The 14770-nt window shown below is 70.6% G+C and carries 13 protein-coding genes; 7 read left to right on the forward strand and 6 right to left on the reverse strand.

Annotated elements, in window-relative coordinates:
* The 6 genes from ACWBNA_RS17760 to ACWBNA_RS17785 all read left to right on the forward strand — a co-directional run.
* On the forward strand, positions 1 to 302 hold a 302-nt coding region (locus ACWBNA_RS17760; RefSeq protein ID WP_482705323.1), incomplete at its 5' end, for a Rossmann-fold NAD(P)-binding domain-containing protein.
* 326 nt (positions 303 to 628) lie between these two features.
* A complete protein-coding gene (locus ACWBNA_RS17765) occupies positions 629 to 1528 on the forward strand; it encodes an SMP-30/gluconolactonase/LRE family protein (RefSeq protein WP_482705324.1) in 900 nt (299 codons plus the stop codon).
* 219 nt (positions 1529 to 1747) lie between these two features.
* Entirely contained in the window at positions 1748 to 2278 is a 531-nt protein-coding gene (locus ACWBNA_RS17770) for a GNAT family N-acetyltransferase (RefSeq protein WP_482705325.1), read from the forward strand.
* Between the two features lie 204 nt (positions 2279 to 2482).
* Positions 2483 to 3016 (forward strand): TerD family protein, encoded by a 534-nt coding sequence (locus tag ACWBNA_RS17775; protein WP_482705326.1) that lies wholly within the window; start codon positions 2483 to 2485, stop codon positions 3014 to 3016.
* Between the two features lie 387 nt (positions 3017 to 3403).
* Positions 3404 to 4462 (forward strand): PucR family transcriptional regulator, encoded by a 1059-nt coding sequence (locus ACWBNA_RS17780; RefSeq protein ID WP_482705507.1) that lies wholly within the window; start codon positions 3404 to 3406, stop codon positions 4460 to 4462.
* 110 nt (positions 4463 to 4572) lie between these two features.
* Positions 4573 to 5763, forward strand: coding sequence for an MFS transporter (locus ACWBNA_RS17785; protein ID WP_482705327.1), 1191 nt, complete (start codon positions 4573 to 4575; stop codon positions 5761 to 5763).
* Positions 5764 to 5848: 85 nt separating this feature from the next.
* Here the strand turns inward: ACWBNA_RS17785 and ACWBNA_RS17790 are convergent, their stop codons facing one another.
* The 3 genes from ACWBNA_RS17790 to ACWBNA_RS17800 all read right to left on the reverse strand — a co-directional run bounded on the left by ACWBNA_RS17790 (position 5849) and on the right by ACWBNA_RS17800 (position 8219).
* Positions 5849 to 6772, reverse strand: coding sequence for an RNA polymerase sigma-70 factor (locus ACWBNA_RS17790; RefSeq protein ID WP_482705508.1), 924 nt, complete (start codon positions 6770 to 6772; stop codon positions 5849 to 5851).
* A 152-nt stretch (positions 6773 to 6924) separates the two neighbouring features.
* A complete protein-coding gene (locus tag ACWBNA_RS17795; RefSeq protein ID WP_482705328.1) occupies positions 6925 to 7398 on the reverse strand; it encodes a carboxymuconolactone decarboxylase family protein in 474 nt (157 codons plus the stop codon).
* A gap of 113 nt (positions 7399 to 7511) precedes the next feature.
* Positions 7512 to 8219 carry an FAD-dependent oxidoreductase gene (locus ACWBNA_RS17800; RefSeq protein ID WP_482705329.1) on the reverse strand — a complete coding sequence of 236 codons (708 nt, stop codon included), beginning with the start codon at positions 8217 to 8219 and terminating at the stop codon, positions 7512 to 7514.
* Between the two features lie 207 nt (positions 8220 to 8426).
* On the opposite strand from ACWBNA_RS17800, the gene ACWBNA_RS17805 reads away from it, so the two are divergent.
* Positions 8427 to 9731: an MFS transporter gene (locus tag ACWBNA_RS17805; protein WP_482705330.1), complete on the forward strand. Its 1305-nt coding sequence runs from the start codon at positions 8427 to 8429 to the stop codon at positions 9729 to 9731.
* A gap of 37 nt (positions 9732 to 9768) precedes the next feature.
* Here ACWBNA_RS17805 and ACWBNA_RS17810 read toward each other — a convergent pair whose 3' ends face one another.
* From ACWBNA_RS17810 to icmF, 3 genes are all read right to left on the reverse strand, one after another.
* On the reverse strand, positions 9769 to 10320 hold the full coding sequence (locus ACWBNA_RS17810; protein WP_482705331.1) for an HAD domain-containing protein: 552 nt from the start codon (positions 10318 to 10320) through the stop codon (positions 9769 to 9771).
* A 188-nt stretch (positions 10321 to 10508) separates the two neighbouring features.
* On the reverse strand, positions 10509 to 11384 hold the full coding sequence (locus tag ACWBNA_RS17815; protein WP_482705332.1) for a 3-hydroxybutyryl-CoA dehydrogenase: 876 nt from the start codon (positions 11382 to 11384) through the stop codon (positions 10509 to 10511).
* A gap of 48 nt (positions 11385 to 11432) precedes the next feature.
* The gene (gene icmF, locus ACWBNA_RS17820) at positions 11433 to 14678 is read right to left on the reverse strand and encodes a fused isobutyryl-CoA mutase/GTPase IcmF (RefSeq protein WP_482705333.1); all 3246 of its coding nucleotides are present in this window, start codon (positions 14676 to 14678) and stop codon (positions 11433 to 11435) included.
* Positions 14679 to 14770 lie beyond the last annotated feature (92 nt).

Below are 14770 nucleotides of genomic sequence, written 5' to 3' on the forward strand. Positions count from 1 at the left end.
TGCTCGTCGAGCCCGGCCCGATCAACACCCCGTTCGGCGACCACAGCGTGCAGGGCGACACCCCCATGCCGCTCTACGCGTCGGGACGGCGCACCTTCGACGAGGTGCTGGCGAAGAACACCAGCGGCGGCGACGATCCCGCCACCGTGGCCAAGGTGATCGTCGCGGCGGCCACCGACAAGAACCCGAAACTGCGGCGCACCGCCGGCTCGACGGCCGCCGGCATCAGCGTGTTCCACCGCGTCCTTCCGGCCCGGATCTTCGACCGCATCGTCCGCAGGTTCAACCGGATGCCGAACTGACGCCCACCCTTCACGTGCCCGACCCGGCCGAAAGCAACGGCGCGTCTTCGACACCGTCGGCCCGGGCCTGACGCGTGTGATGTCCCCGAATGTCCACTGATCAGTCACTCGTTGATTTACCGAGGAGAGTCATGCAGCAGCAACGTCAGCAAGCAGCCCGGCGCAGTGCATCGGGCAGACGGCGTTTCGTGAAGAGGAACGTCGGCATCGCGCTGGCGGTGACGGCGACGGCGGCCGTCCTAGTCTCGGCGCCGTCCGCGTCCGCATGGCCGGGAGGCGGGAAGGGACACTCATACAGCGGACCCCTTGTCACCGACGTACAGACCGTGGCGAAGTTCGACTTCGGCGCCGGCGAGATACCCGAGAACATCACCGCCAACCCCGACGGCTCGGTGACCCTGTCCATGCTCGGCAGCTGCGCGGTGTGCGAGCGCACCCACGGGCCGGAGCTGGTGCGCATCTCCGCGTCCGGCGAGCGCACGGTGCTCGTCACCGGACAGGTGGGCGAGGCGATCAGCGGCAACGCCCGCGGCAGTGACGGCACCGTTTACTACGCGTTGTGGGCCCCGGGCAACGCCGCCAGGAACGGCGTGTACAAGCTGCTTCCGGACGGTACCCCGCAGCGCGTCGCCGCCCTGCCCGCCGACTCGGGCCCCAACGGGCTGGCCGTCGACCCGGCCGGACGCACCCTCTACATCGCGGACAGCCTCAAGGGCACCATCTGGTCCGTCCCCGTCTCGGGCGGATCGCCGGCCCCGTGGCTGACCGACGCCGCTCTGGCGCCGGTGCCCACCGAAGCCCTGCCGATCGGCGCCAACGGGCTCAGGTTCCACAACGGCGCCCTGTGGATCAGCAACTTCAACAAGGGCACCCTGCTGCGCGTACCGGTCACCACCACCGGTGCGCCCGGCCCCATCCGCCAGGTCGCGGGTGGCCTGCCCAACATCGACGATCTCAGCTTCCTGACCCCCTGGTCCGATGTGGTGTTCGCGGCGCAGAACGGCTCCTCCTCGCAGAACGGTCCGGACAGGGTCGTGGTGATCTACCCCAACGGCACCTACAAGCCCGTCCTGACCAGCGCAGACGGTCTCGCCTCACCCTCCGCGACCGCCGTGCGCGGCGACCGTCTCTACATCACCGACGGCGGGGTCCCCGAGCCCCACGACCCGAAACTGCAGACCGCGAGGATCAACTTCCCCGCTCTCCTCGCAGGCGCGGCACACTGACCTGACCAGCGGCAGCCGAGGCGCAAGCCCCGGCTGCCATGGAGGAACACACCTACTTCGCCTCCAAGGACGAACTCGTCGCCACCGCGGTCGCTCGTCCATGTCGGGGATGTCGAAGTCACTGCTCCCGGACGGCGCGATCCGGTGAAGATCAGCTCGGGACGGGCTGAACAGGGGCCCGCTGCGGGCAGTCGCTCCCCGGTACGTAATACTCCCCTCATGATGTCGAGCGTTACGCCTGGGAGCGGGCCGGCCACGATACGGCGGGCCGTCGCGCGGGACGCCAAACGGCTCACGCGCCTCGTGCGTGGCTCGCGCGCCTATGAAGGCCCGTACGCGGCCATGGTGGCGGGCTACCGGGTCGGTCCCGACTACATCGAGACCCACCGTGTCTTCGTTGCCGTCTCCGACGACGAGCGTGAAAGCCGTGTCCTCGGGTTCTACTCGCTCGTCCTCGTGCCGCCGGAGCTTGACCTGATGTTCGTCGCCGACGGAGCGCAGGGACGTGGCATCGGACGGCTGCTCGTCGCGCACATGAGGGCCGAGGCCCGCGCCGCGGGGCTCGAGCGCGTCCGGGTGGTGTCGCATCCTCCCGCCGAGGGTTTCTACCGCAGCGTGGGTGCGGTACGCACCGGGACAGCGTCCGCGAACCCGCCCGCCGTGATGTGGGACCGTCCCGAGCTCGAGTTCCTCATTCCGCCCGGGCTGACCGGGGCGCCCGCAAGCTCCTCCCAAGCCGTCCGAGGGTGACGACCGGTCCGGGTTCTGGCGGAACGGTGTAGGCCGTGGTCCGGGTCGGGCGCTCTGCGTGCCTGCGCGGCGCCGGCGCAGCCCGTCGACGGCGTGCGCGGGAGGCGGCATCAGGTGGCTTCAACGGGCTGGCCAGGAGCCATACTTGTCAGTACGGGGGGATCGTCGTCCCTTGGTGGCATGGTGCGAGAGAGGAAGCGGCCAGTGGGCAGCGTCAGCAGGGGACTCGGCAAGGCCGAAGTGAAACTCAAGTGGGACCCGAGCGCCTGGAACCAGCCCCCTCATCACCTCGACATCATCGCCACGACGTATTCGTCGGACGATCCCTACGGACAGCCGGTCTACGTCGTCCACTTCGACAGCCGCTCACCGGACGGCACCATCAACATGAGCCGGCACAGCCAGACCGGCCAGGGCTTCGGGTTCGTCGAGGCGATGATGCTGGAGTTCGATCGCCTGGCGCCTTCCTTCGCACGGGTGGTCGTGGGGGTGGCCATCCATCAGAACAGCGGCCCGAAGACGTTCGGCGACATAACGAACGCCGGGGTTGTGGTCCTCGACGGCTATGCGGAGCTTCTGAAGGACGACTTCGCGGGGGTCGCCGGATCCACCGCCACCACGGTCGCGGAGTTCGCCAAGGACGCCTCCGGCAGGTGGGAGTTCCACGAGATGGTCCGCGGATTCGACTGCGACCCGATGGCCTTCGCCGTCGAGATGGGCAACACCCCGCGGCCGTGAGCCGGTGACGCCACGGGGATGTACAGCGGAGCCCCTGGCATGGCCGCACTCCTCGGTCGTCGGCCGCGACTTGGAAGGCGCGGCAGCGGTGGTGAGCAGCATCGCCGGCAGGCTCCTGGCAGCTGTCGGAAACGCCCGCATGCCCCCGGCGCTTCTGGCCGCGGCCCCACGAGGCTCGTCACGCGGCGCAGGGCCTGGTCTCGATTCCCGGTGCCGGCACCTGCCGGTGTCCGGCACCGGGAATCATCCTGTGTGCTCCCCGTGAACCATGCTGCACGATCGGATCCCGGTCGCGCATTGCCGGATCCCGGCAGTTTTCTCTAGGGTCTGGATGCCGGTCACTGTCAGGAAATCGTGGCCGGCGCGTCAAGGATCCGGGGGGACGACGTGGTGGACGGGACGATTCCCGAGCAGTATCTCGAGGGCTACGACCTCATTCTGGCGGAGGTAGCGGACACCGGGCGGCGACTCACCCGTGACGAGATCACCTCCCGCCGCGCCCTGGGGGAACAGGCCGCGGAGGCCGGCCACGGGCTGCGCACCCTGGTCAGCGCCCACCTGACCGCCGCTCGCACGGCCTGGCCGGGCACGTCGGGCTCGGCGGACGGCGCGCTCGCCGCCGTACAGCAGGTCATCGACGCCTTCGCCGAAGGATACGAACGCGCCCAGCGCCTCGCCGTGCGTCAAGAGGAGGCCGCCCGCCGCGAGTTCATCGACGACCTCCTCTACGGCCGCAGCGATCTGGGCCGCCTCGCCGAACGCGCGGAGCGCTTCGGGCTGCGGTTGTCCCACGCCCACGCCGTGGCAGTCGCCCAGGGCCCGGCCGCCTACGACGAGGGCGACCCCGTGCCCCGGCAGGTGGAACGCACCGTCATCGCCCGCTTCGGCGACCGCAACGTCCTGCTCACCACCAAGGACGGCCGCCTGCTGTGCATCGCCCCAGGCGACCAGGACGAGGTCCTCACGTACTTCGCCAAGCAGGCGCACGCCGCGACCGGCGGCGGCCGGGTTGCCGTCGGGCGCCCACAGCCCGGCCCCGGCGGCGTCGTCCACTCCTACGAGGAGGCGCTCAACACTCTCGAACTGGCCGAGCGCCTCGACCTCGACGACCCGGTGCTGCGCGCCGCCGACCTGCTCGTGTACCCCGTCCTCACCCGCGACCGGCAGGCCATGGCCGACCTCGTCGTGGACACCCTGGGCCCGCTCACCGCGGCCCGCGGCGGCGCCCAGCCTCTCCTCGACACGCTCACGGCGTACTTCGACTCCGGCTGCGTGGCCGCGGAGGCCGCCCGCCGCCTCACCCTCAGCGTGCGGGCGCTGACGTACCGCCTGGAACGCATCCACAAGCTCACCGGCGCCAACCCCGCCGATCCCGCCCACCGTTACATGCTCCAGACGGCGGTCATCGGTGCGCGCCTGCTGGACTGGCCCGCCAAGGAACTCTGACGCCGGCCGATCGGCGGTGGGGGCCGGTCCCCTTCGACGCGCCCGGTACCGGCGGCTCGCCGGGCACGCCTGGCCGGATCGGTACGGCCCGCGGGGTTACGGTCGGCGGCATGGATGGTGATCGCCGAGGGTGGCGCCAGTGTTCGCTCGCCGGGGCGGTGTTCGCCGTCTGCATGGCCGGCACGACGCTGCCGACGCCCCTTTACGGCCTGTACCAGGAGAAGTTCGGGTTCTCCGAGCTGACGGTGACCGTCGTGTACGCCGTGTACGCCTTCGGGGTCATCGGCGTGCTGCTGCTGGCGGGCAACGCCTCGGACGCCATGGGCAGACGGCCTGTGCTGCTGTGGGGCCTGGGATTCGCGGCGGCGAGCGCCGTCTGCTTCCTGTGCGCACAAGGGCTGGGCTGGCTGTACGTGGGCAGGCTGCTGTCAGGGCTGTCGGCCGGTCTGTTCACCGGGGCCGCCACGGCGTACGTCATGGAGCTGGCACCGTACGGCGGCGCCTCCCGGGCCACGTTCGTGGCGACCGCCGCCAACATGGGCGGACTCGGCTGCGGTCCCCTGCTCGCCGGCGTGCTCGCCCAGTACGCCCCCTGGCCGCTGCACCTGCCCTTCGCCGTACACCTGGCCCTGGTGGCCTGCTCGGCCGCCGTCCTGCTGCGGCTTGCGGAGACCGTACGGGAGCGGCGGCCGCTGAGCGCCGTACGGCCGCAACGGCCCGGCCTGCCCAGCGAGGTGCGGGCGGTGTTCGTGCCGGCGGCGATCGCCTCCTTCGTGGGGTTCGCGTTGTTCGGAGTGTTCACGTCGGTCAGCCCGGCGTTCCTCGCGGAGTCCTTGAACGTGCACAACCATGCCGTGAGCGGGCTGGTCGTCGCCCTGGCCTTCTTCTCCTCGACCGCCGGGCAGCTGGCCGTCGGCCGCGTCGGGGTGGGGCGCTCACTGCCTCTGGGCTGCGCCGGGCTCTTCGCCGGGCTGGCGCTGCTCGCCGGTGCGCTGCGGTGGGACCTGCTGCCGCTGGTGGTGCTGAGCGCGGTCGTCGGCGGGGCGGGACAGGGGCTGGCGTTTCGCGGTGCGTTGTCCGCGGTCGCCGGCGCGTCTCCCGAGGACCGGCGCGCGGCAGTCATCTCGACGCTGTTCGTCGTGGCGTACACGGGTATCTCGGTGCCGGTGATCGGTGTGGGGGTACTGACGGGGCCGATCGGCCTGGAGGGCGCCGGGCTGGTGTTCATCGCGTGTATGGCCGTCCTGGTCTCGACCGCGGCCCTCTACCTGCTCCGGCGGCCGGTGCCGGTGAGGACGTGAGCGCGCCCCGGGGGCGCGACGCCCCCGAGGCGGCTGACAGGAACCGACGGACGGTGAACACCCCGACCACACCGGGTCCTTGAGGTCACCTCGACTGGCCGCGGGTCTGCTTCAGCTCCCGGTCGAGAGCCCAGGCGTCCGCGACCGGACCGAGGTGGGCGAGCTTGTCGGGGTTGATCACCGAGCGGATGGTCTGGATCTGCCCGTCGAGCACGTCGAGGACCATGGTGTTGAGCACCTTGCCGTCCCGGTCGCGGAAGATCGCTCCGGGTTGGCCGTTGACCTCGTGCGGCTCGAAGGTCACATCGATCCGGGCCATCCAGGGGAAGACGGAGGCGAGCAGCCGTGCCACGTTCTCGGCGCCGATGACGGCCCTGGCCAGCTGCGGGGCCTTGCCACCGCCGTCCCCGGCCATCGACACGTCGGCGGCGAGCAGCTCCCGCAGGCCGCCGACGTCGCCTTCGCGAAGGGCATCGAAGAACCGCGTCGCCAGCTCCTGGCGCTCCCGACGGTCCGCTTCGAACCGTGGCCGTCCGGCCTGCATGTGCCGCCGGGCGCGTACGAGCAGTTGGCGGCACGCCGCCTCCGACCGCCCCACCGCCGCTGCGATCTCGTCGAAGCCGAAGCCGAACACCTCCCGCAGCACGAACACCGACCGCTCCAGCGGGCTGAGCCGCTCCAGGAGCAGCAGCGCCGCCATCGACACCGAGTCGGCCAGTTCCGCCGCGCGGGCCGGATCCTGATACGGATCGGTGAGCAGCGGTTCGGGGAACCACGGCCCGACGTACTCCTCCCGTCTCACCCGCGCGGAGCGCAGTACGTCGATCGAGATCCGCGTCACCGTGGCGGACAGGAACGCCTTGGTCGACGTGGGCCGGGTCGCCGAGCCGTCGAAGCGCAGCCAGGTCTCCTGCACCGCGTCCTCGGCCTCTCCCACACTGCCCAGAATCCGGTAGGCGATCGAGAACAGCAGCGACCGCAGCTCCTCGAACTCCTCGACCTTGCTCACGCCGTCTCCCCCTTGGAGTCCTCCCGCCCGTCGGTGCTCGCCGATGCGGGCCTTCTTCTGGTGATCATCCGGTTCGCCGACGGCGCGGGGCAAGGCCACGGGCCGGGGGTCCGGAGCCCACGGCCCGAGCCGGGCCGGTTGCCGACGGCCGTTCAGTGGACCTGTCCGACCTTGTAGTCACCGGCCGGCTGCTGCGTGATGATGTTCAACCGGTTCGCCGTGTTCATGAAGGAAACCAGGATCACCAGGGCGGTGAGCTGCTCCTCGTCGTAGTGCTCGACGGCTCGGGCCCAGACCTCGTCGCTGACCCCCTCGGCCGCGTCCGCGACCCGGGTCCCCTGCTCCGCCAGCTCCAGCGCGGCACGTTCGGCCTCGGTGAAGACCGTGGCCTCCCGCCACGCCGCCACCAGGTGCAGCCGCACCGGGTCCTCCCCCGCGGCGACGGCCTCCTTGGTGTGCATGTCGATACAGGCGGCGCAGCCGTTGATCTGACTCACGCGAAGCGCCACCAGTTCCTGCGTCGCGGCCGGCAGCGGCGATTCCTTGAGCGCCTTGCCCGCCGTCATGAAGTACTTGAAAGCCTTGCCGGCGGTCGGGCTGGCGAAGTAGTTCAGTCGCGCGTCCATGGTGTGTTCCTCCGTGGTCGTCAGTGGCTACACCTCCTGAGACGAGGTAGCCCGACGCCCTGTGACACGGACGCTTGTGACGCACGTCTCCCCGGCCGCCCGGGGTGTCGCCGCTACCCGCGGGGAGCGGGCGCGGTCCCGGTGCGCAGGCGGGCGCCCTGGCGCAGCAGCTCGTCCTGGACGAGGGGGTGAGCCACCTCGCGAGGTGCGCGCCCCTGGCGCACCGCCAGGGCCGCGCACACGCCGGCCGCCTGACCGGTGGCCATCGCTATGGGCATGACGCGGTACGAGGAGTGCGCCACGTGGGTGCCCGAGATGCAGCGTCCCGCGACCAGGAGCCGGTCCGTCTCCCGTGGCAGGAGACACCGCAGCGGGATGTCGTAGAAGCACCCGGCGGGTACGCGCTTGAGGGTGGTGCCGGTGCCCTCGGGATTGTGGATGTCGATCGGGTGGGCGCCGTGCGCGACGGCGTCCGGGAAGGGGCGGGCGGCCAGGATGTCGTGGCCGGTCTCGTACGGGGCTCCGCAGGCGGCCGCGACATCGCCGTCGCCGGTGCCGTCCACCACCACACCGGCGTCGATCGCCACCGGTCCCGACTTGGTCTCGAAGACCACCCGCCAGCCGTCGTCGAGCGGCAGCGCCGAGGAGGCGAAGGCGTGGAACGGCATCCGTGCTCCGGCCTCGTCGAGCAGATCCAGCAGCACCAGTTTGAAGATCTCGGGATCGAACGGCACGGTGTAGCCGGTCTCGACGGAGGGCGAGACACAGCCGCCCCGTTCGGAGAGCCGGTCGAGCAGCTGCCACAGCACACCGGCGACCACCGGCTCGCCCTCGCCGCCGCGGCGGACGCATCTGCTCTACCTGCTGGGTAGCCGTGGCCGGGGACGGCGAACCCTCCGAGCGGGGACGGCCGGTCCCGACTGCGCCACCGCCGCGCGGTGACGTCCAGGTTGCCGGAGCGGTGCCGGCCGACGCCCTCGCCGAAAACCGCTTGAGGGATCCTGCACGCGCTGGCAACGTCGCCCCTCGTGCCTGAAGCAGATCCGCCTGGAAATCGGGACCCCGCACCATCCCCAACCGATGCCACAGCTCCGTCCAGTACCAGCCTCGCGTCCGGGCAGCCGCTCCGCTCCCCCGCCTTCCGGTGGTTCTTCGCCGGCTGGTCGATCTCCATGGCCGGCAGCGCCATGTCGCCCGTGGCGCTGGCGTTCGGTGTCCTGGAGGTCGCCGACAGCGCCGCATGGCTGTCCGCTGTCCTCACCGCCTCCATGGTCCCGATGATCGCGACGATGATCCTCGGCGGCGGCATCGCCGACCGCTACCGCCGCGACACCGTGCTGCGCCTTTCCAGCCTCGGCGCCGGCATCAGCCAGACCGCCGTGGCGATCCTGCTCCTCACCCAGCAACACCCCGTGCTCCTGCTGCCGTTGTCCGCCTGCAACGGCGTCTTCCAGGCGCTGATCACCCCCGCGTTGCGCGGCATCGTCCCGCAGTTGGCGAGCGGACGCGGCATCCAGCAGGCCAACTCCCTGCTGGCCTCCGCCAGGAACACCACCCGCATGGTCGGACCGAGCATCGCCGGGCTGCTGACGGTGTCCGTCGGGGGCGGCTGGGCGATCGCCGCCGACGCCGCGTCCTTCCTCCTGGCAGCCGTCTGCTTCGCCAGGATCTCGCTGCCCGACCTGCCACCCCGCGCCGAGGACGGCCCGACGATGCTGGGCGAACTGCGGCAGGGCTGGGACTACTTCAGCTCCAAGCCCTGGATCTGGTCGGTGACGCTGGCCTTCGCCGTCTTCAACGTCGGCAACATGGGCATCTGGCAGATCCTCGGTCCGGTGATCGCCGACGACACCATCGGCGCCGGCGGCTGGGGCCTGGTGCTGAGTTCCCGCGGCGCGGGGTCGCTGCTCGCCACCGTGGTGATGGTGAAGCTGACGGTACGGCGACCCATGGTGCCGGCCCTGTCCTCGATGACCCTGGCCGCCGCCCCGCTGATCCTCCTCGGTACCGGAGCGAACACCTTCTGGCTGGCCGCGGCGGCATTCGCCGCCGGGGTGGCCGCGGAGTTCTTCACCGTCGTGTGGTCGACGGTCTGGCACATCCACATTCCGGAACGGCTGAGCTCCCGGGTCGGCGCCTACGATGAGTTCGGATCGTTCGCCTCGATCCCCCTCGGCCAGCTGTCCGCCCCACTCCTCGCCGCGGCGTTCGGCGCGGCGGCGGTGACTGTCACCGGCGGCGCGGTGATGGCGGCCGCCATGCTGCTGCCGCTGCTCCTGCCATCACTTCGGCGCATCGAACTGCGTACCTCCGAAGCCGACCCGGAAGGGTAGGACCAGCCGCGGCGCCGGCCTCGGCGATCCCGACCGGTCAGGCTGCGGAGCAGTTCAGCGAGCGGGCGAAGGCATCGAGCGCCGCGAAGTCGGTTTCGCGCAGACCCCGGCGAGCGTCGACATGGTGGAGCAGCGCGGAACCGTCATGGTGCGCGGCCACATAGGCGCGGTCGGTCCGGCCGAGGTCGTCGTCGACCCAGGCGAAGGGGCGGCCGGCGGCGTGCGCGACGAGGTGGCGGGTCTTCCAGAAGGTCCCGTGCGGCCCGGCGTCGTGCATCGTCGGCCAGTCCACCACCGGCAACTCGGGTAGGCCGAGGACGGGTGCGATGAGGGTGTTCGCCTCCGCCCCCCAGGTAGTGGCCCACACCAGGTCGTACCTGTCCGCGAGGTGAAGGAGGCGATGGCCGTGATCAGGGTTGAGCCACACCCGAAGGGGCTTCACGTAGGCCCGTGGTGTGCCGGGGTGTTGAGCGATCCAGCCCTCGGGTCTCATCCGGTGGGTTGTGTAGCCTTCCGGACGGCGCGACGCCTTGGCCGCGTACGGATTCAGCGGACCGTCGACGTCCAGGTAGAGCAGAGGTCGGTGCACGCAGACGCTCCTCTCCTCACCGGCCGGTCAAGGTCGTGACGAGCGTAGCCCCGCCCCCTGCGACAGGCACCTGAGTCAGCCCTTCGTCAGGCCGTCGCTGCCGGAGTTCGGGGACGGAGCCGGGTACTCAGCCCGTCAGCATGTGGCAGGTCGACCCCGAGTCCTGTCGTCCTTACGCTGCGTCCGCATCACTGTCGTGCGCTGTGGTCATAGAACCCGTGGCCGCTTTTGCGGCCCAGACGGCCGGCGGCGACCATACGGCGCAGGAGAGCGGGAGGCGCGTACAGGGGCTCCTTGAACTCCTCGTACATCGACTCCGCCACCGCCTGTGCCGTGTCGAGACCGATGAGGTCGAGCAGGCGCAGCGGGCCCATGGGGTGGGCGCAGCCCAGTTCCATGCCTCGGTCGATGTCCTGCGGCGTCGCCGAGCCGGTCTCCACCATGCGGACGGCGGCGAGCAGGTAGGGCACGAGGAGTGCGTTGACGACGAAGCCGGAGCGGTCGGTCGCCTCGACGACCTCCTTGCCGAGGGCTTCGGAGGCGAAGGCCCGGGCCCGTGCCAGGGTGTCGGGACTCGTCGTGAGGGCCGGGATGATCTCGACCAGGGCCTGCACGGGTACGGGGTTGAAGAAGTGGATGCCCACGACATGGGTGGGCCGCCGGGTGGCCACCGCCAGGTCGACGATGGGGATCGAGGAGGTGTTGGTGGCCAGGATGGCTTCGGGATCGGTGACGACCTGGTCGAGGGTTTTCAGGACACCGGTCTTCAGGTCCCGGTTCTCGGCGACGGCCTCGATCACGAACTGACGGTCGGCCATGGCCTTGAGGTCGTCGGTGAAGGTCAGGCGGGAGCGTGCGCCGTCCCGCGCCTCCTCGCTGATCTTGCCGCGGCGCAGACCCCGGTCGAGGGAGGCCTCGACGCGTCGCCGGCCGGCCTCGGCGGCGTCGGAGGACGACTCGGCGACCAGGACGTCGATGCCGCTGCCGCTGAGGGCGGCGACTTCGGCGATGCCGGAGCCCATGAGACCGCAGCCGACGACACCGAGACGCGAGACAGTTTCCATGCGGGTGGCCCTTTGCGTGGGATGAGGGAGGGGACGGGTGCTCTGTGGTCACACGTTGCGGCGGTACTCGCCGCCCACTTCGAAGAACGCCTCGGTGATCTGCTGGAGCGAGCAGACCCGGGCGGCGTCCATCAGGACGGCGAAGGCGTTCTCGCCGCTGGTGGCCGCACGCTTGAGTTCGGTGAGGGCGGCCTCCGCCTCAGCGCGATGGCGGCTGCGGAAGTCCTCGACACGGGCCAGCTGGGACTGCTTCTCCCCCTCGGTGGCGCGGGCCAGTTCCACCGCCCCGTGCTCACCGTCACCGCCGGGCTTGCGGAAGGTGTTGACACCGATGATCGGCAGCGTGCCGTCGTGCTTGCGCTGTTCGTAGAGCATCGACTCGTCCTGGATGCGGCCGCGTTGGTAGCCGGTCTCCATGGCACCCAGGACTCCGCCGCGCTCGCTGATCCGCTCGAACTCGGTGAGGACGGCCTCTTCGACGAGGTCGGTGAGTTCGTCGATGACGTACGAGCCCTGCAGCGGGTTCTCGTTCATCGCCAGCCCCCACTCGCGGTTGATGATGAGCTGGATGGCCAGCGCGCGGCGGACCGAGTCCTCGGTGGGGGTGGTGACGGCCTCGTCGTAGGCGTTGGTGTGCAGGCTGTTGCAGTTGTCGTAGATCGCGATGAGCGCCTGGAGGGTGGTGCGGATGTCGTTGAAGTCCATCTCCTGGGCGTGCAGGGAGCGGCCCGAGGTCTGGACGTGGTACTTGAGCTTCTGGCTGCGTTCCCCCGCCCCGTACTTCTCGCGCATGGCGACCGCCCAGATACGGCGGGCGACCCGGCCGAGGACGGTGTACTCGGGGTCCATGCCGTTGGAGAAGAAGAAGGACAGGTTGGGCGCGAAGTCGTCGACGGACATGCCGCGGGCGAGGTACGCCTCGACGTAGGTGAAGCCGTTGGTCAGGGTGAAGGCGAGCTGGCTGATGGGGTTCGCGCCGGCTTCGGCGATGTGGTAGCCGGAGATGGACACGGAGTAGAAGTTGCGCACCTTCTGCTCGATGAACCACTCCTGGATGTCGGCCATCATCCGCAGGCTGAACTCGGTGGAGAACAGGCAGGTGTTCTGGCCCTGGTCCTCCTTGAGGATGTCGGCCTGGACCGTGCCCCGGGTGTTCTGCAGGACGTAGGACCGCAGCTCGGCCGTCTCCTCGGCGCTCGGTGCGCGGCCGTGTTCGGCGGTGAAGGCGTCGAGCCGCTGGTCGATGGCCGTGTTGAGGAAGAAGGCCAGGACGGTGGGCGCAGGGCCGTTGATGGTCATGGAGACCGAGGTGGTGGGGGACGTGAGGTCGAAGCCCGCGTAGAGCGCCTTCATGTCGTCGAGGGTGGCCACGGAGACGCCCGACGTGCCGACCTTGCCGTAGATGTCGGGGCGCAGGGCCGGGTCGTGGCCGTAGAGGGTGACGGAGTCGAAGGCGGTGGACAGCCGGGTCGCCTCGCTGTGCCGGGAGAGGTAGTGGAAGCGGCGGTTGGTGCGCTGGGGGTCGCCCTCACCGGCGAACATGCGCGCCGGGTCCTCGCCTTCGCGCTTGAACGGGAACACGCCGGCGGTGAAGGGGAAGCGGCCGGGCAGGTTCTCCGCGCGCAGGAAGCGCAGGAGTTCGCCGTCGTCCACATAGCGGGGCAGGGCGACCCGGGGGACGAGGTTGCCGGACAGGGACTCGCGGACCAGGGCGGTGCGCTGCTCGCGACCGCGGGTGACGGTGACCAGTTCCTCGCCCGAGTACGCCTGTACGGTCTCCGGCCAGTCCTCCAACAGGTGGCGCGCGGACGCGTCGAGGCCGTCCTCGGCGTCGGCGAGCAGTTTCTCGACGTCGGCGGTGGATGCGTCGACCGCGGTCAGTTCGTCGCGTACGGCGGTCAGGCGCTGGACGCGCCGGGCGGCGTCGGCCTGCGTGGCGGTGTCGGCGTGGTAGCCGCGTACGGTTTCGGCGATCTCGGCGAGGTAGCGCACCCGGGTGGTGGGCACGATCTGCGCCGCGCCGCTGGAGTGGCGTACGTCTGTCGCCGGGAGGGTGCCGGGGCCGGCCGGGAGGCCGTGTCCGGTGAGCAGGCCGAGCAGGTGCTGGTAGAGGGCGGTCACGCCGTCGTCGTTGAAGGTGGCGGCGCTGGTGCCGTAGACCGGCATGTCCTCGGGGCGGGAGCCGAACGCCTCGCGGTTGCGCACCAGTTGGCGGCCGACGTCGCGCATGGCGTCCGCCGCGCCGCGCCGTTCGAACTTGTTGATGGCGACCACGTCGGCGAAGTCCAGCATGTCGATCTTCTCGAGCTGGGAGGCGGCGCCGAACTCGGGCGTCATGACGTACAGCGAGACGTCGGAGTACGGGGCGATGGCGGCGTCGCCCTGCCCGATGCCGGGAGTCTCCACGATCACCAGGTCGTATCCGGCGGCCTTGCAGGCGGCGATGGAGTCGGTGAGGCCCTCGGGCAGTTCGTGATGGCCGCGGGTGGCCAGGGACCGGAAGAAGACCCGGTCGCCGTCCAGGCTGTTCATCCGGATCCGGTCGCCGAGCAGGGCGCCGCCGCCGCGCCGCCGGGTCGGGTCGACGGCGAGGACGGCCACGCGCAGCTTGTCCTGCTGGTCGACGCGCAGGCGCCGGACGAGTTCGTCGGTGAGGGAGGACTTGCCCGCGCCGCCGGTGCCGGTGATGCCGAGGACGGGTACGGAGCGGGCGGCCGCGGCACGGCGGAGCGCTTCGAGGTCCTCGTCCGGGACGCTTGCGGTCTGCAGGGCGCTGATCAGCCGGGCGAGGGCGGGGCGTTCGCCCGCGAGGACCGCTGTGAGCTGGGCGGGGGCGTCCTGCCAGGGAGCGGTGTCGCACTCCCTGACGATGGTGTTGATCATGCCGGTGAGCCCGAGGCGCTGCCCGTCCTCCGGGGAGAAGATCCGTACGCCGGCGTCGGCGAGCCGCTGGATCTCCTCGGGGACGATCACCCCTCCCCCGCCGCCGAAGACCTTCACATGGCCGGCGCCGCGTTCGCGGAGCAGTTCGGCGAGGTACTCGAAGTACTCGACGTGTCCGCCCTGGTAGGAGCTGACGGCCACGCCCTGGACGTCCTCCTCCACGGCGGCGTCCACGATCTCGCCCACCGAGCGGTTGTGACCGAGGTGGATGACCTCGGCCCCCTGCGCCTGGAGGATGCGCCGCATGATGTTGATCGAGGCGTCGTGGCCGTCGAAGAGGCTGGAAGCGGTGACGAGGCGCACCGGGTGCTGCGCTTGGTGAAGCTGAGGTGCGCTGGTGCCATCGGTCACGGTGTACTCCGGACGACCTGCCCGTGGGAACGGGCGACGGGTTGGGGGGCCAGATTACTAGGACGTCCTAGTAAATTACTAGGACGTCCTAG

The sequence above is a fragment of the Streptomyces sp. Q2 genome (assembly GCF_056820935.1).